Raw genomic sequence first — 16,584 nt, 5'->3', positions numbered from 1 at the left:
CACCGCCTACACCCCCCCACTTCACCATCGCCCTCGCCGCCCGCGCCCTCGCCGGCCTCGGCGGCGCCATGATCACCCCCGCCGCCGTAGCAGCAGCCACCGCACTCGCCCCACCCCAACGCCGCGGCCGCGCCATCGCCACCGTCATGACCGGCCTCAGCGCCGCCACCGCCCTCGGCTCACCCCTCGGCACCGCCCTCGCCAGCCTCACCGACAACTGGCGCACCACCATGCTCTTCGTCACCACCCTCGGCCTCCTCGCCGCCACAGGCACCGCCCTCTCCCTCCCCACCCTTCCCACCCCACCCGCCATCCCCCTCCGCACCCGCCTCACCCCACTCACCGACCACCGCACCGGCCTCACCCTCCTCACCACCCTCCTCGCCTACACCGGCCTCTACACCGTCTACTCCTTCATCGACCCCGCCCTCGACCGCGCCACCCACCACAACGGCACCACCCTCGCCACCCTCCTCCTCACCTGGGGCATCGCCGCCACCGCCGGCACCCTCACCTCAGGCCCCCTCACCGACCGCTACGGCAGCCGCCGCATCATCAACACCGCCCTCACCCTCGCCGCGATCAACTTCGCCCTCCTCCCCTGGACCAGCGCCCACCTCCCCACCACCCTCGCCGCCCTCCTCGTCTGGGGCGCCTGCGGCTGGGGACTCCTCGCCCCCCAGACCCACCGCCTCATCACCACCCGCCCCACCGCCGCACCCCTCCTCACCGGCCTCGCCTCCGCAGCCGTCTACACAGGCGTCGCCACCGCACCCCTCGCCGGCCAAGCCGCCCTCACCTGGCACGGCCCCCACTGGCTCGGCCCCCTCGGCGCGACCCTCCTCATACTGAGCCTCGGCACGGCAGAAGCCGCCCACACGACCATCCACCGCCGCAAGGAAACCGAACCCCGATGATCATCACTACCGACCGCCTCCGCCTGCGCCCCCTCACCACCGACGACACCGACTGGTGGGTCCACCTCCACGCCGACCACGACGTCGCCCGCTACGTAGGCACCTACACCCAGGACCAGGCCGCCACCCGCCTCCACGCCATACAGCGCCAATGGACCGAACGCGGCCACGGCCTCTGCGCCGTCGAACTCCGCGACACCGGCGAGGCCATCGGCCGCTGCGGCCTCAACTGGTGGGAACAGTTCGACGAAACCGAAATCGGCTGGACCTTCGCCCGCCCCCACTGGGGCCACGGCTACGCGACGGAAGCGGCCCGAGCCGTCCTCGCCTGGGGCTTCGGCCCCCTGGCCCTCGACCGGATCACCGCCATGATCCACCACGGCAACACGGCCTCGACCGCCGTCGCCCGCCGCCTCGGCTTCACCCCCCTCCGCGAGGACACGGTCCTGGACCGCCCCTGCACCGTGTACGCCCTGGACGTCAGTACTTCGGCCCGACGTGGGCGTCCATGAGGGCGACGGATTCCTTCCGGGCGATGGACACGTTCAGGGGGTCGCTACCCCGCGCCAAGATGGTCCACTGGACCCCGACCTTGGCAAGGGTGTCGGTGCAGAGCTTCCGGATGTCATCCGACTTGTTGGTGAAGAAGTACCGGGGGTACTCGTACCGCTTCCCGTTCCGAACGGTCCAGTTGGTGATCCGGCATCCGTCGGAGTGAATCAGCCCCCGGATGAACTCCCAGGGGTGGGCGTCCACGATCTCCTGCTGCCAGGGTTCGAGGGCGATACGGCGTTCGTGCTTCCTTCCGGGTGCGTGCTGCGGGAACAGGCACGTCCAGTGGCGCCCATAGCTGGTGACGGCAACGCAGCCTTCACGCTGCAGCACGTAGACCTTGTCCGTAGGCCGCACGGCCAGGATGGCGGCGCGGCACTGCTCGATGAGGCCGGGCCAACCGTTGTCGCAGGCGATGCGGAGCTGGTGTCCGCCCCTTGGATGATCGCTGATGCAGCCGTCACCCAGATAGAGACCGAGCAGGTATGCGTAGGCCGTCTCGTCGGCAGGGCCCGAACAGGGCGCTGACTGGTTGAGGCGGGGAAGCGGTTCGATGCGGATTAGCCAGGAGCGGATAGCCGCCCTGGATATCCCGGTTTCCTTGCTGACGGAGTTCAGGCTGCGCCCGTCGCCGAGCAGAGCCAGGGCGTGCTTACGTGTGGCGATGTCGTACATGTGATCGACATTGGCCCACGCATTTCGCCCAGGTGGTGCATTTGTGTGGGCATCCCTAAAACGGGTGAAGGTCACGCTGATATCGCGTGACCTTGGAAAGAAAGGAAAAGTGCCCCGGGTCGGACTCGAACCGACACTGTGTGGGTTTTGAATCCACTGCCTGCTGCCAATTGGGCTACCGGGGCCCGCGGAATCGAAGGTGTAGCCCGACCCGCTGCGGGTCCACCTTACCGCAGGTGGGTAGGCTCGGGGGAGCTTGTTATGCCCCGCAAAGAGGAGCCCCCGTGACCGCCGAGCACGAGTCGACGCCCACGCCCGACGCCGACCAGTCGCACGTTCCGCCGCTGACGACCCGCGTCGTCATCGCCGAGGACGAGGCGCTCATCCGTCTCGACCTCAAAGAGATGCTCGAAGAGGAGGGCTACTCCGTGGTCGGCGAGGCCGGCGACGGGCAGACGGCCATCGAGCTGGCGCGTGAGCACCGCCCCGACCTGGTCATCCTCGACGTGAAGATGCCCGTCCTCGACGGGATCTCCGCCGCCGAGAAGATCGCGGGCGAGTCCATCGCCCCGGTCCTCATGCTCACCGCCTTCTCGCAGCGCGAGCTCGTCGAGCGGGCGCGGGACGCCGGGGCCATGGCGTACCTGGTGAAGCCGTTCAGCAAGAGCGACGTGGTGCCGGCCATCGAGATGGCCGTGTCCCGGTTCGCGGAGCTGAAGGCGCTGGAGAAGGAGGTCGCGGACCTTTCCGCGCGCCTGGAGACCCGGAAGCTGGTGGACCGGGCGAAGAGCATCCTGCAGACGCAGTACGGGCTCACCGAGCCGGCCGCGTTCCGGTGGATCCAGAAGACGTCGATGGACCGCCGCATGTCGATGCAGCAGGTCGCCGAGGCGGTCATCGAGGACGCCGAGGAGAAGAAGCAGAACGCCGCCGGGAAGTAGCCCGGGAACACGCGTGCGGCCCGTCTCCCCCCGAGGGGAGGCGGGCCGCACGGGTTTCGGGGCGGCGGGGTCAGTCCTCGCCGAGGTACGCCTTGCGGACGTCCTCGTTGACGAGGAGCTCACGGCCCGGGCCGGTCAGGACGATCTTGCCGATCTCCATGACGTGACCCTGGTCGGCGAGGGAGAGCGCGGCCTGGGCGTTCTGCTCGACGAGCAGGATGGTGGTGCCCGACGCCTTGAGCTCCGCGATGGTCGCCATGATCTTCTGCATCATCAGCGGGGAGAGGCCCATGGAGGGCTCGTCCAGCATGAGCAGCTTGGGCTGGGACATGAGCGCGCGGCCCATGGCGAGCATCTGCTGTTCGCCGCCGGAGAGGGTGCCGGCGGCCTGCTTGCGGCGTTCTCCCAGGATGGGGAAGAGGTCGTAGGCGCGCTGGACGTCCTTCTGGATGCCTTCCTTGTCGCTGCGGAGGAAGGCGCCGAGGAGGAGGTTGTCCTCGATGCTCATGCGGGGGAAGATGTGCCGGCCCTCGGGGGAGTGGGCGAGGCCGAGCGAGACGATGTCGTGTGCGGGGACCTTCTTGAGGGACTTGCCCTGGAACTTGATCTGGCCGCCCTTGGGCTTGATCAGTCCGGAGAGGGTGCGCAGGGTGGTCGTCTTGCCGGCGCCGTTCGTCCCGATGAGGGTGACGATCTGGCCTTCTTCGACGGTGAAGGAGATGCCCTTGACGGCTTCGATCTTGCCGTAGGCGACGCGGAGGTCTTCGACCTCCAGGAGTGCGGTCACTTGGCCTCTCCGTCCGTGCTGGTGGTGCTGGTGGTGCTGTCCTCGGCGGGGGCCTCTGCCTGTGCTTCGGGGGCTTCCTCGGTGTGGGCTTCCTCGGCGTGGGCTTCGGCGGCCTCGACTTCGGCGACCTCGTCGGCGCCGGGGGCGCCTTCGAAGGGTTCGCCGAGGTAGGCGGCGACGACGCGTTCGTCGCTCTGGACTTCGGTGGCGGTGCCTTCGATGAGCTTTTCGCCCTGGACGAGGCAGGCGACGCGGTCGCAGAGGTTGAAGATGAAGCGCATGTCGTGCTCGATGACGAGGACGGCGATGCCCTTGTCCCGGATGGCGAAGATGAGTTCTTCGGCGGCCCGGGTCTCCTGGGGGTTCATGCCGGCGGTGGGCTCGTCGAGGAGGATGAGGCCGGGGTCGCTGGCGAGGGCGCGGGCGATTTCGAGCTTGCGCTGTTCGCCGTAGGGGAGGTTGCGGGCGAGGTGTTCGGCCTTGTGGTCGAGGCCGATGAACTCGAGCAGTTCCATGGCCTTCTCGCGGCTGGCGGCTTCTTCCTTGTGGAAGCCGGGGAGCCGGAGGAGGGCCGACCAGAGGCCTTCCTTGGTGCGGGTGTGGCGTCCGACGAGGACGTTTTCCAGGACCGTCATGTTGTTGAAGAGACGGATGTTCTGGAAGGTGCGGGCGATGCCGGCCGCGGTGACCTTGAAGGACTTGGGGGGCAGGACGGTGCCCTTGTAGCGGACTTCGCCTTCGGTGGGGATGTAGAGCCCGGTGAGGCAGTTGAAGAAGGTGGTCTTGCCGGCGCCGTTGGGGCCGATGAGGCCGACGATCTCGCCGCTGTTGACGGTGAGGTCCACGTTCTTGACGGCGGTGAGGCCGCCGAAGCGCATGGTGACGCCGCGGGCGTCGAGGACCGTTTCGGTGGTGGTCGTCGTCATGGTCAGGCCCCTGCCTTGCTGAGGACTGCCGGCGCTTCGAGGTCCTTGTGGAGCTCGAGCTGGTTGCGGCGGTTGGGGATGAGGCCTTCGGGGCGCAGGCGCATGAGGATGACGAGTGCGACGCCGAAGACGAGGAGCTGGTAGTCGCCCAGGAACTGGAGCTTGTTGGGGATCAGGAAGAGGAGGGATCCGCCGACGAGGGGTCCGGAGATGGTTCCCATGCCGCCGAGGACGACCGCGGCGAGCAGGAACGCGGAGTTCGGGGGGAGGGAGTTGGCGAACTGGTACTGGTCGGGGGTGACCGTGTACTGGACGTGGGCCTGTACGGCGCCGGCGAGGCCGGCGAGGGTGGCGCCGAGGGCGAAGGCGATGAGCTTGACGCGGAAGCCGTTGATGCCCATGGCTTCGGCGGCGGTCTCGTCTTCGCGGATGGCGACCCAGGCGCGGCCGATGCGGGATTCGGCGCTGCGGCGGAAGACCATGACCACGATGAGGGTGACCAGGAGGAGCAGCAGGAAGTAGTTGGCGAAGCGGCCGATGGTGAAGCCGGCGATGGTGTGGCTGGCGCCGAAGTCGAAGCCGAAGAGGTCGACGTTGGGGATGTTCGAGATGCCCTTGGACCCGTTGGTGACGTTGGGGCCGGAGACGCCGTCGAAGTTGTTCATGGTGATGCGGAAGATCTCACCGAAGCCGAGCGTCACGATGGCGAGGTAGTCGCCGCGCAGGCGGAGGGTGGGGGCGCCGATGAGGACGCCGAAGACCATGGAGGCGACGGCGCCGATGATGATGGCGGCCCAGAAGGGGAACTGGACTCCGAAGGGGGAGTTGGGGGCACCGGAGACCAGGGCGGCGGTGTAGGCGCCGACGCCGAGGAAGGCGACGTAGCCGAGGTCGAGGAGGCCGGTGAGGCCGACGACGATGTTCAGGCCGAGGGCGACGGTGGCGAAGATGAGGATGTTGACGCCGACGGTGGCGTACTGGTCGTCGGTCTGGGTGAGGGGGAAGGCCATGGCCGCGACGAAGGCGCCGATGAGGGCGACGTTGCGGTGCTTGGCGGTGAGGGCGGTGAAGCGGGCGACGAGGCCGCTCTTGTTGAGGGCGCCGAAGCCGAAGCCGGCGGCGATCAGGAAGCCCATGAAGAGTTCCTGGTAGGGGGTGGTGATGCCGTAGGTGAAGACGCCGAGGGCGAAGGCGAGTACGGCGGCGATGACCAGGATCTCGGCCCAGCCGGGGAGGGCGCGGGCGGGGGCGGGGGTGCGGGCGGCGAAGCCGGCCTTGATGGTGGTGGCGACGTTGCCCGCGTTGTGCTTGAAGGTGTCCCAGGCGCCGTCGTCGGGGTCGGCCTGTTCGAGCGTGGGGCGCTTGAAGGGCAGGGCGAGGGCGCCGAGGAGGGTGGCGAGGCTGGTGAGGGCGACGATGTAGCCGCCGGGTTCGAGGTTGACGATGCCGCCGAGTTCGGCGGTGATCATGATGATGGTGAACCAGGCGGTGGTGAAGGCGGCGAGGGCGGCGAGCTTGATGGCGGCGTCGGCGCCTGCCGGGACGAGCCATCCGAGGCCCTTGATGCCGTAGGAGGCGAGTCCGAAGAGGGCGGTGAGTGCGCCGCCGACGAGGACGAGCCACTGGAGGCCGCCGGGGTAGCCGTAGACGGTGAGGTCTCCGGGGAATTCGCGGGTCCAGGTCCAGGACAGGAAGCAGGAGATGACGGTGAGGAGGCCGCCGGCGGTGGCGAGGAGGCGGGCCGTCTTCTCGGGGATGGCGATGAAGCCGGTGTCGGCTGCGGTGGTCTGTGCGGTGTCCGCGGTGATGGTCGTCATGGTTCTCACGCCCTGTCCGCCACGCGCTCACCCATCAGGCCCTGGGGCCGGAAGAGGAGTACGAGGATGAGGAGTACGAACGCCCAGGTGTTGCCCCAGGACTGGCCGCCGAGCTGGTGCATGCCGGGGACGTCGGCGATGTAGGCGGTGGTCAGGGTTTCGGCGAGGCCGAGGACGAGGCCGCCGACCATGGCGCCGTAGATGTTTCCGATGCCGCCGAGGACGGCTGCGGTGAAGGCCTTGAGGCCGAGGATGAAGCCCATGCGGTACTGGACTTCGCCGTACTTGAGGCCGTAGGCGACGGCTCCGACGGCGGCGAAGGTGGCGCCGAGGGCGAACGCGATCGTGATGATGCGGTCGGTGTTGATGCCCATGAGCTTCGCGGTGTCGGGGTCCTGGGCGGTGGCCTGCATGCCGCGGCCGGTGCGGGTCTTCTTGACGAAGAAGCCGAGGAAGGCCATGGAGACGGGGGCGGCGATGACGAGGAAGAGGTCACCGGTCTGGATGGTGATGCTGCCGATGTGGAAGGGGCCGCCGGGGATTTCGGGGAACTTGACGGAGGACTTCGCGTCGGGGTACCAGGCCCATACCGCCTGCTGGAGGACGATGGAGAGGCCGATGGCGGTGATGAGCGGTGCGAGGCGGGGTGCGCTGCGCAGGGGCCGGTAGGCGAAGCGTTCGGCGCCGACGGCTATGAGGGTGGCGACGATGACCGCGCCTATGAGCATGAGCGGCAGCGCGATCCACATGGTGGTGCCGGTGGGGAGCATCAGCCAGACGGTGAGGGCTCCGAAGCCGCCGGTCATGAAGATCTCGCCATGCGCGAAGTTGATGAGCTGGACGATGCCATAGACCATCGTGTAGCCGATGGCGACGAGCCCGTACATGGATCCCAGTAGCAGGCCGTTGACCAGCTGTTGCGGCAGTTCGTGCACCGCAGGTCCTCCGAGTCTTTCGACGGATGTGACACCGCGCGGGGCGCTTGGTTCGCGCCCCGCGCGGCAAGTGAGGGGTTGTGCAGGGGACTGGCGGAGGGTCAGCCGGCGAGGGTGCCGGACTCGACGGACTTGAAGTCGTCGCCGTCGACCTTGTAGACGGTCAGCTGCTTGTTGGTGGCGTCGCCGAACTCGTCGAAGGAGACCTTGCCGGTCACGCCGTCGAAGGAGACGCCCTGGACGGCTTCGAGGACCTTGGCGCGGGCGTCGGACGGGAGCTTGCCGTTGTTGGCGTCCACGACCTTCTTGACGCCCTCGATGATGGCCCAGGCGGAGTCGTAGGAGTAGCCGCCGTAGGCGGAGTAGTCGTCCTTGTAGCCGGCCTTCTTGTAGTTGTCGATGAACTCCTTGGCGGAGGGCAGGGTCTCGACGGGGGCACCGACGGAGGTGCACAGGTCGCCCTGGCCGCCGGGGCCGGCGAGCTCGACGTACTTCTTGTCCTTGATGCCGTCGCCGCCGACGAGCGGGATGTTGGCGCCGGCGGCCTTGATCTGCTTGCTGAGCGGGCCGGCCGCGGGGTACTCGCCGCCGTAGTAGACGACGTCGGCGCCGGAGGACTTGACCTGGGTGACGACGGCCGAGAAGTCCTTGGAGTCGGGGTCGATGTGGCCCTCGCCGGCGATCTGGCCGCCGAGCTTGGTGAACTCGCCCTTGAAGGTTCCGGCGAGGCCGGCGCCGTAGGTCTTCTTGTCGTCGATGATGAAGACCTTCTTCTTGCCCGCCTTGTTGAAGAGGTACTGCGCGGCGAAGGGGCCCTGGATGGCGTCCGTGGTCGCGGTGCGGAAGTAGCTCTTGTAGGTGCGGGTCTTCTGGCCCTCGGCCCACTTGGGGCCCTGGGTCAGGGAGGGGCTGGTGTTGGCCGGGGAGATCTGGGTGAGCTTGGCGTCGTCGAAGACCTTCTGCATCGACTCGGACACCGAGGAGTTCAGCGGGCCGACCACGCCGAGGACGTCCTTGTCGGCGACGAGCTTGGTGGCGTTCTGCTGGCCGGAGGTGGCCTGGGCCTGGTCGTCGAGGGCCGTGAACTTGAAGGTGACGCCCTTGACGTACTTCTTCTCGTTGGCCTGCTTGACGGCGAGCTCGGCGGAGTTCTTGATGCCGAGGCCGAGGGCGGAGAGGTCGCCCGTCAGCGGGGCGTCGACGGCGATGGTGACCGTGGTGTTGCCACTGTCGCCGCTGGCTCCGCCGTTGTCGTTGCGCGAGCCGCAGGCGGTGAGGGTGAGAGCGCCCGCGGCGAGGGCGGCGGTCACGGCGATGAGCTGACGAGAGCGCACAAGCAGTCCTTTCCTGGCGCCGCGTCCCCCGTGGGACGCGTCGAGTAGAACGCGGGGAACCGAACTGAGGAAATCCGGCGGTCGCGGTAACTGGCCGTGACTCTAGGCGGCTCATCGGGGGATATGGAGGGCTGAGGCCAATGATGTGACTCTCTTGTTATGCCACGGCGTAATACATAGCGGATGTGTGCGGGTGGAACGGGGGAATTCAGGCCGGTTCGTCTTGTCCGGATGCTGAGATGCGGCAGGAGCATGTGCCGGTTTGGCTCCTGACACGCCAGGACTCTAGGGGTTTTTGGTCATGACGGGCTCGGGGTGGGCTCGTCTCGGTCTTCGGGACATGCCCTGGTCAGTGCCACGGAAAGATCCCTGGCATATCGGTCACCGGGGATGTAACTGTGATCCTCTTTCTGGATTCCATTACTGAGGGTTACTTCCAGGAATGGGAGTCCGGAATTCCGTGCTACATGCACGCAGTCTTTTGTCTGGATCAGCACGAGGAGCTCTCGTTCTTCTCCGGCGGCGACCGCGGCCGGGAGGCGTGGCTTGATCGTGACGCCGAGGGCCGGCGAGGGCTGCCCGATCCGCTCCACGGTGACCGGCGGTCCGGACGAGGTCCGCACACGGACAGTGAACGCGAAGGCGGCCCCGTCGGGCGCCGGCTCCACCGGCTGCCCGTAGGCCAGCGAGAGGGTCTGGGAGGGCGCGGACGGCGGCAGCACCACCGGCGGCTCGGGGCGGGTGGTGTAGATCCGGAAGGCGGCGGCGGCCAGGACGGCGGCCGAGGCGACCGTGAGGACGACGCGGCGGTGGCGGGCGTAGAAGGCGCGCGGGCGGCCGGTCCAGCCGGGTGGCAGGGGCGTACGGGGCTCCGTGCGCGAGCCCTCGCCGTCCCAGGTGCCCTCGCCCGGCTCCAGGGGGCCTATGCCCCCGCCGGCGCCCCCGCCGCTCACCGGGGGCCGCCGGGGGTGGGCGTGAAGCGCCGCGGCGCCGGTCCGGTTCCCATGTCGGGAACGCTAGACCGGCGCCGGTGGCTGCACAACGGGCCGTCTCGGGCCGGTTGTTAAGGCTGCGTGACGTCCGTGGAAGCGGGGGTCAGGACTCCGTGTCGCGCAGGAGGCAGGTGAGGCGGGCGGTGCAGACGCGGCGGTCCTGTTCGTCGGTGATGACGATCTCGTAGGTGGCGGTGGAGCGGCCGCGGTGGACGGGGGTGGCGGTGCCGGTGACGACGCCGTCGCGCGCGCCCCGGTGGTGGGTGCAGTTGAGGTCGACGCCGACGGCGATCTTCCTGCTTCCGCCGTGCAGCATGGCGCCGACCGAGCCGAGGGTCTCGGCGAGGACGGCGGAGGCGCCGCCGTGCAGCAGCCCGTAGGGCTGGGTGTTGCCCTTGACGGGCATGGTGGCGACGACGCGGTCGGCGGAGGCCTCCAGGATCCTGATCTCCATCCGCTCGCCGAGGGCGCCGGCGGAGAACAGGGCGGGCAGGTCTATGCCCAGGGCCGCGTACTCGTCGAGGACTTCCTGGGGGAACTTCACGGCGTGCTGCTGCTCGTCGGCCATGGGCCTGCTCCGTTCGTCAACGATCGTTAACCTTCTGGTCCGGTTCTATCAGGCCGGTTCGAAGCGCACGACGACGGACTTGCTGGCGGGGGTGTTGCTGGTGTCGGCCGTGGAGTCCAGGGGGACCAGGACGTTCGTCTCGGGGTAGTAGGCGGCGGCGCAGCCGCGGGCGGTGGGGTAGTGGACGACGCGGAAGCCGGGGGCGCGGCGCTCGACGCCGTCCTTCCACTCGCTGACGAGGTCGGTGTAGGAGCCGTCGGCGAGGCCGAGCTCGGCGGCGTCGTCGGGGTGGACCATGACCACGCGGCGGCCGCCGGTGATGCCGCGGTAGCGGTCGTCGAGGCCGTAGATGGTGGTGTTGTACTGGTCGTGGCTGCGCAGGGTCTGCAGGAGCAGCCGGCCGGCGGGGACCTCGGGGTATTCGACGGGGGCGGCGGTGAAGTTGGCCTTGCCGGTCTTGGTGGGGAAGCGGCGCTCGTCGCGGGGGGCGTGGGGGAGCCGGAAGCCGCCGGGGCGGGCGGCGCGGGCGTTGAAGTCCTCGAAGCCGGGGACGACGCGGGCGATGCGGTCGCGGATGGCGGCGTAGTCGGCTTCGAAGTCCTCCCAGGGGGTCTTCGAGGCGGTGCCGAGGACGGCGCGGGCCATGCGGGCGACGATGGCGGGCTCGGAGAGCAGGTGGGGGGAGGCGGGGGCGAGGTTGCCGCGGGAGGCGTGGACCATGCCCATGGAGTCCTCGACGGTGACGAACTGCTTGCCGCCGGCCTGGACGTCCTTGTCGGTGCGGCCGAGGGTGGGCAGGATCAGGGCGCGCCGGCCGGTCACCGCGTGGGAGCGGTTGAGCTTGGTGGAGACGTGGACGGTCAGGGAGGCGTTCCGCATGGCGGCCTCGGTGACGTCGGTGTCGGGGGTGGCGCCGACGAAGTTGCCGCCCATGGCGAAGAAGACCTTGGCCTTGCCGTCGCGCAGCGCCTCGATGGCGCGCACGACGTCGTAGCCGTGGGCGCGGGGCGAGGTGATGGAGAACTCGCGGTCGAGGGCGTCGAGGAAGGCGGGCGCGGGGCGTTCGAAGATGCCCATGGTGCGGTCGCCCTGGACGTTGGAGTGGCCGCGGACGGGGCAGACGCCGGCGCCGGGGCGGCCGATGTCGCCGCGGAGCAGGAGGAGGTTGACGACCTCGCGGATGGTGGCGACGGCGTGCTTGTGCTGGGTGAGGCCCATGGCCCAGCAGACGATGGTGCGCTTCGAGGCGAGGATCATCGCGAGGGCGCGTTCGATCTCGGGGCGGGTCAGGCCGGTGGCCTTGAGGGTCTCGTCCCAGTCGGCGTCCTTGGCGGCGGCGGCGAGCTCTTCGTAGCCGTGGGTGTGCTCGCGGATGAAGGCCTCGTCGAGGGCGCCGTCGGTTTCGATGACGAGCTTGTTGAGGAGGCGGAAGAGGGCCTGGTCGCCGCCGATGCGGATCTGGAGGAAGAGGTCGTTGAGGGGGGTGCCCTTGACCATGCCGAGGGGGGTCTGGGGGTTCTTGAACCGCTCCATGCCGGCTTCGGGGAGCGGGTTCACCGAGATGATCTTCGCGCCGGCCTTCTTGGCCTGTTCCAGGGCGGAGAGCATGCGCGGGTGGTTGGTGCCCGGGTTCTGCCCGGCGACGATGATCAGGTCGGCCTGGTGGAGGTCTTCGAGGGAGACGCTGCCCTTGCCGATGCCGATGGTCTCGTTGAGCGCGGAGCCGGAGGACTCGTGGCACATGTTGGAGCAGTCGGGCAGGTTGTTGGTGCCGAACTCGCGGGCGAAGAGCTGGAAGAGGAACGCGGCCTCGTTGCTGGTGCGGCCGGAGGTGTAGAAGACGGCCTCGTCGGGGGAGGAGAGGGCCTTCAGCTCCTCGGCGATGATCTCGAAGGCCCGCTTCCAGCTGACGGCCTCGTAGCGGTCGCCGCCCTCGGGCAGGTACACGGGGTGGGTGATGCGGCCCTGCTGGCCGAGCCAGTAGCCGGAGCGTCCGGCGAGTTCGGCGATGGGGTGCTCGGCGAAGAAGGCGGGGGTGACGCGGCGCAGGGTGGCCTCTTCGGCGACGGCCTTGGCGCCGTTCTCGCAGAATTCGGCGGTGTGCCGCTTGTCGCCCTCGGGCCAGGCGCAGCCCGGGCAGTCGAAGCCGTTCTTCTGGTTGACCTTGAGGAGGGTCCGGGCGGTGCGGACCGGGCCCATCTGCTCGTTCGCGATCTTGAGGGTGTGGCCGATGGCGGGCAGGCCGGCCGCGGCGTGCGCAGGGGGTCCGACGTGCGGCGCGTCCTGTACCGGATCACCTGCGGGCGGCTTGGTGGCCATGGCGCTCCCCTTCGAGCAGTTTTCTCGTCCACCCCGATCCTGTCACGCTCCGCCGACATCGCCGACGGCGGATTTGTCGGTGGGGGCGCCTAGGATCGGGGGCGTGGCAGAGACAGCATCGAAGAAGACCGACCAGACGACCGCAGCGGACCGCCCCCGCCTGATGCTCATGGACGGGCACTCCCTGGCGTACCGGGCGTTCTTCGCGCTGCCCGCGGAGAATTTCACGACGGCGACGGGCCAGCCGACCAACGCCATCTACGGCTTCGCGTCGATGCTGGCGAACACGCTGCGCGACGAGGCGCCCACGCATTTCGCGGTGGCGTTCGACGTCTCGCGCAAGACGTGGCGTTCGACGGAGTTCCCCGAGTACAAGGCGAACCGTTCCAAGACCCCTGACGAGTTCAAGGGGCAGGTGGAGCTGATCGGCGAGCTCCTGGACGCGATGAAGGTGCCGCGGTTCGCGGTCGACGGCTTCGAGGCCGACGACGTGATCGCGACGCTGGCGACGCAGGCCGAGGCCCTCGGGTTCGAGGTGCTGATCGTCACCGGTGACCGGGACTCCTTCCAGCTGGTCTCCGAGCACACGACGGTGCTGTACCCGACGAAGGGCGTCTCGGAGCTGACCCGGTTCACGCCGGAGAAGGTCGAGGAGAAGTACGGGCTCACCCCGCAGCAGTACCCGGACTTCGCGGCGCTGCGCGGTGACCCGTCGGACAACCTGCCCGGCATCCCGGGCGTCGGCGAGAAGACCGCGGCGAAGTGGATCAACCAGTTCGGTTCGTTCGCGGAGCTGGTGGAGCGGGCGGAGGAGGTCAAGGGCAAGGCCGGGCAGAACTTCCGCGACCACCTGGAGGCCGTGAAGCTCAACCGGGTCCTGACCGAGATGGTCAAGGACGTGGAGCTGCCCAAGAGCCCGGCCGACCTGGCCCGCGCCCCCTACGACCGTTCCGCGGTCACGGGCGTGCTGGACGTGCTGGAGATCCGCAACGCCTCGCTGCGCGAGCGGCTGCTGGCCGTGGACCCGGGCGCCGCGCAGGAGGAGGCCCCGGTTCCGGCCCCCGGCGTGGAGCTGGACGCGACCGTGATCGGCGCGGGCGAGCTGGCGCCGTGGCTGGCCGCCCACGCGGGCGGGCCGCTGGGCATCTCCACCGTGGACAGCTGGGCGCTGGGCCAGGGGAATGTCAGCGAGGTCGCGCTGGCCGCGGCCGGCGGGGCCGCCGCCTGGTTCGAGCCGTCCGTGCTGGACGAGGCCGATGAGCAGGCCTTCGCGGCCTGGGCCGCCGACCCGGCGCGCCCCAAGGTGGTGCACAACGCCAAGGGCCTGATGCGGGTCTTCCCCGAGCACGGCTGGAGCCTGGCCGGCGTCACCATGGACACCGCGCTCGCCGCCTACCTGGTCAAGCCGGGCCGTCGCTCCTTCGCGCTGGACGTGCTGTCCAACGAGTACCTGCACCGTGAGCTCCAGCCTGCCGCCGCCGACGGCCAGCTGGCCTTCGGCGCCGACGAGACCGCCGAGGCGGAGGCCCTGATGGCGCAGGCCCGCGCCGTCCTGGACCTCGGGGAGGCCTTCACCGGCAAGCTGGAGGAGGTCGGCGCCACGGAGCTGCTCCACGACATGGAGCTGCCCACCTCGGAGCTGCTGGCCCGGATGGAGCGGGCGGGCATCGCCGCCGACCGCGACCACCTGGAGGCGATGGAGCAGCAGTTCGCCGGAGCCGTGCAGCAGGCGGTGAAGGAGGCGCACGCGGCGGTCGGGCACGAGTTCAACCTCGGCTCGCCCAAGCAGCTCCAGGAGGTGTTCTTCGGCGAGCTGGACCTGCCGAAGACGAAGAAGACCAAGACCGGCTACACCACGGACGCGGACGCGCTGGCCTGGCTGGCCACGCAGACCGACCACGAACTGCCGGTGATCATGCTCCGCCACCGGGAGCAGGCCAAGCTGCGCGTCACCGTCGAGGGCCTCGTCAAGACGATCGGCGCCGACGGCCGGGTGCACACCAGCTTCAGCCAGACCGTCGCCGCGACCGGCCGCCTGTCCTCCACCGACCCCAACCTGCAGAACGTGCCGGTGCGCACCGACGAGGGCCGGGCCATCCGCCGGGGGTTCGTCGTCGGCGAGGGCTTCGAATCCCTCATGACCGCCGACTACAGCCAGATCGAGCTGCGCGTCATGGCGCACCTCTCCGAGGACGAGGGCCTGCTGGAGGCGTTCACCTCCGGTGAGGACCTGCACACCACCGTCGCCTCCCAGGTGTTCTCCGTCGAGCGCGACCAGGTCGACGCCGAGATGCGCCGCAAGATCAAGGCCATGTCCTACGGTCTGGCGTACGGGCTGTCCGCCTTCGGCCTCTCCCAGCAGCTGAACATCGAGCCGGCCGAGGCGCGCGGTCTGATGGAGACGTACTTCGAGCGGTTCGGCGGGGTCCGCGACTACCTCCAGCGGGTGGTCGACGAGGCCCGGGCCACCGGTTACACGGCCACCGTCTTCGGCCGTCGCCGCTACCTGCCCGACCTCAACAGCGACAACCGCCAGCGCCGCGAGGCCGCCGAGCGGATGGCGCTGAACGCCCCGATCCAGGGCACCGCCGCCGACATCGTCAAGGTCGCGATGCTGCGCGTGGACAAGGCCCTGGCCGAGGCCGGGCTGGCCTCGCGGATGCTGCTCCAGGTCCATGACGAAATCGTCCTGGAGATCGCCCCCGGCGAGCGGGAGCGGGTCGAGGAGCTGGTGCGCCGCGAGATGGGCGCGGCCGTCGAGCTGCGGGCCCCGCTGGACGTGTCCGTGGGCGTGGGCGGCGACTGGGAGTCCGCCGCGCACTAGGCCGTCTCTTCCGGATCTTGCCGGGCGGCGCGGGTCAGGCGAGATCCGGAAGAGACGGCCTGACACTGATGGGACGGCCGCGGGCCCGTCCCCGCCTATGCGGCGGGGACGGGCGTCCGCGTTTCCCGGTCCGGGCGGTGGGGGTCCCGGTCGCGGCGGTGGCGGGCCCGTACCAGGGCCCCGTACAGCAGGAGGCCGACCACGAGTCCGCCGCCGGCTCCGAAGCAGAGCGTCGGGATGATGTCGAGGGGGGTGCGGATCCGCGGGTGGGCGGCGAAGAAGCGGATCAGCCTCAGGGCGGTACCGATCGCCGTGCAGGCGGCGACCAGGAGCAGCGCCCACCACCGCTCCGCCCGGCCGAGCACCGGCACCGACGGCGGCACCGGGCGCACCGGCGCGCGGCGCAGGGCGCTCACCGTGAACCAGAGCAGGGCGCACGCGGCCACCGCGGAGGTGCCGTACTGGAGGAAGGTGTACGCGGGCAGGCCGAGGGCGAGGGGCCGGGTGAGCCGCGGCAGCGCGTCCGTCCCCCAGCGGTCCCCGTGGGTGAAGCTGTCCCACACCACGTGGGTGAGCGACCCGGCGACCGCCGACAGGTAGAAGCGCAGCACGAGCGCGGCGGCCGGTCGGCCGCGCCAGCTCTCGCCGCGGACCAGGGCGTGGACCCGGCTCCGCCAGGAGCCCGGCAGCAGGGCGAGCAGCGGCTCGCGCAGCAGCAGCCAGCACGCGGCGAGGGCGGCGGTGAGGACGGCGTCCGCGGTGATCACCCCGAGGAGCGAGTGGGTGAACTCGCCGTAGTGCATGAGGCCGCCGACGAGCGAGTCCGCGAAGAAGAGGGTGTCCGGCGCGAACGACCCCAGCACCAGCGCCGAGGCGACCAGCGGGCCCCGCGCCCGTCCGGTGCGGCGGATGGCCGGAAGTACGGCGGCCGCGTGGCTGAGAGTGAACGGCACGGAGCCTCCCTGAGGTTGCCGGTGTCGGGACAGTATGCGTGAAC

The 16,584-nt window shown here is 69.7% G+C and carries 14 protein-coding genes and 1 tRNA gene; 4 read left to right on the top strand and 11 right to left on the bottom strand.

All coding sequences use genetic code 11. The features are described from left to right. Positions 1 to 26 precede the first annotated feature (26 nt). Together ACFY0O_RS07070 and ACFY0O_RS07065 are read left to right on the top strand one after the other, a co-directional pair. Positions 27 to 917, top strand: a complete 891-nt coding sequence (locus ACFY0O_RS07070; protein ID WP_388944515.1) for an MFS transporter — start codon at positions 27 to 29, stop codon at positions 915 to 917. After that, positions 914 to 1,429: a GNAT family N-acetyltransferase gene (locus ACFY0O_RS07065; protein WP_388944512.1), complete on the top strand. Its 516-nt coding sequence runs from the start codon at positions 914 to 916 to the stop codon at positions 1,427 to 1,429. The genes ACFY0O_RS07070 and ACFY0O_RS07065 overlap by 4 nt, the downstream gene beginning before the upstream one ends. On the opposite strand, the gene ACFY0O_RS07060 is transcribed toward ACFY0O_RS07065, so the two are convergent. Next, the gene (locus tag ACFY0O_RS07060) at positions 1,398 to 2,144 is read right to left on the bottom strand and encodes a transcriptional regulator (protein WP_388943765.1); all 747 of its coding nucleotides are present in this window, start codon (positions 2,142 to 2,144) and stop codon (positions 1,398 to 1,400) included. The two genes, ACFY0O_RS07065 and ACFY0O_RS07060, sit on opposite strands and share 32 nt — an antisense overlap. 110 nt (positions 2,145 to 2,254) lie before the next feature. Continuing rightward, positions 2,255 to 2,329: transfer RNA gene (locus ACFY0O_RS07055), tRNA-Leu, on the bottom strand. A gap of 99 nt (positions 2,330 to 2,428) precedes the next feature. On the opposite strand from ACFY0O_RS07055, the gene ACFY0O_RS07050 reads away from it, so the two are divergent. Next, positions 2,429 to 3,085: an ANTAR domain-containing response regulator gene (locus ACFY0O_RS07050; protein ID WP_079425828.1), complete on the top strand. Its 657-nt coding sequence runs from the start codon at positions 2,429 to 2,431 to the stop codon at positions 3,083 to 3,085. A gap of 70 nt (positions 3,086 to 3,155) precedes the next feature. Here ACFY0O_RS07050 and ACFY0O_RS07045 read toward each other — a convergent pair whose 3' ends face one another. The 8 genes from ACFY0O_RS07045 to ACFY0O_RS07010 form a co-directional block, all read right to left on the bottom strand. Further along, positions 3,156 to 3,872, bottom strand: coding sequence for an ABC transporter ATP-binding protein (locus tag ACFY0O_RS07045; RefSeq protein ID WP_079425826.1), 717 nt, complete (start codon positions 3,870 to 3,872; stop codon positions 3,156 to 3,158). Then, the gene (locus tag ACFY0O_RS07040; protein ID WP_388943761.1) at positions 3,869 to 4,798 is read right to left on the bottom strand and encodes an ABC transporter ATP-binding protein; all 930 of its coding nucleotides are present in this window, start codon (positions 4,796 to 4,798) and stop codon (positions 3,869 to 3,871) included. The genes ACFY0O_RS07045 and ACFY0O_RS07040 overlap by 4 nt, the downstream gene beginning before the upstream one ends. A gap of 2 nt (positions 4,799 to 4,800) precedes the next feature. Continuing rightward, entirely contained in the window at positions 4,801 to 6,624 is a 1,824-nt protein-coding gene (locus ACFY0O_RS07035; protein ID WP_388943759.1) for a branched-chain amino acid ABC transporter permease, read from the bottom strand. Next, positions 6,621 to 7,550, bottom strand: coding sequence for a branched-chain amino acid ABC transporter permease (locus tag ACFY0O_RS07030; protein WP_388943756.1), 930 nt, complete (start codon positions 7,548 to 7,550; stop codon positions 6,621 to 6,623). The genes ACFY0O_RS07035 and ACFY0O_RS07030 overlap by 4 nt, the downstream gene beginning before the upstream one ends. 101 nt (positions 7,551 to 7,651) lie before the next feature. Further along, positions 7,652 to 8,884 carry a branched-chain amino acid ABC transporter substrate-binding protein gene (locus tag ACFY0O_RS07025; RefSeq protein ID WP_388943753.1) on the bottom strand — a complete coding sequence of 411 codons (1,233 nt, stop codon included), beginning with the start codon at positions 8,882 to 8,884 and terminating at the stop codon, positions 7,652 to 7,654. Positions 8,885 to 9,183: 299 nt separating this feature from the next. Then, entirely contained in the window at positions 9,184 to 9,837 is a 654-nt protein-coding gene (locus ACFY0O_RS07020) for a Tat pathway signal sequence domain protein (RefSeq protein WP_388943751.1), read from the bottom strand. Between the two features lie 142 nt (positions 9,838 to 9,979). Further along, positions 9,980 to 10,444 (bottom strand): PaaI family thioesterase, encoded by a 465-nt coding sequence (locus ACFY0O_RS07015; protein WP_388943749.1) that lies wholly within the window; start codon positions 10,442 to 10,444, stop codon positions 9,980 to 9,982. A gap of 48 nt (positions 10,445 to 10,492) precedes the next feature. Continuing rightward, positions 10,493 to 12,763 carry an FdhF/YdeP family oxidoreductase gene (locus tag ACFY0O_RS07010; protein WP_388943747.1) on the bottom strand — a complete coding sequence of 757 codons (2,271 nt, stop codon included), beginning with the start codon at positions 12,761 to 12,763 and terminating at the stop codon, positions 10,493 to 10,495. 103 nt (positions 12,764 to 12,866) lie between these two features. On the opposite strand from ACFY0O_RS07010, the gene polA reads away from it, so the two are divergent. Next, a complete protein-coding gene (gene polA / locus ACFY0O_RS07005; RefSeq protein WP_388943744.1) occupies positions 12,867 to 15,587 on the top strand; it encodes a DNA polymerase I in 2,721 nt (906 codons plus the stop codon). A gap of 95 nt (positions 15,588 to 15,682) precedes the next feature. On the opposite strand, the gene ACFY0O_RS07000 is transcribed toward polA, so the two are convergent. Beyond that, entirely contained in the window at positions 15,683 to 16,540 is an 858-nt protein-coding gene (locus tag ACFY0O_RS07000) for a DUF4184 family protein (protein ID WP_388943742.1), read from the bottom strand. Positions 16,541 to 16,584 lie beyond the last annotated feature (44 nt).

The organism is Streptomyces sp. NPDC001594 (assembly GCF_042893675.1).
Classification (GTDB): Bacteria; Actinomycetota; Actinomycetes; order Streptomycetales; family Streptomycetaceae; genus Streptomyces.
Note: the sequence above shows the minus strand (reverse complement) of the source record. Positions and strands in the feature narration are given on the sequence as shown.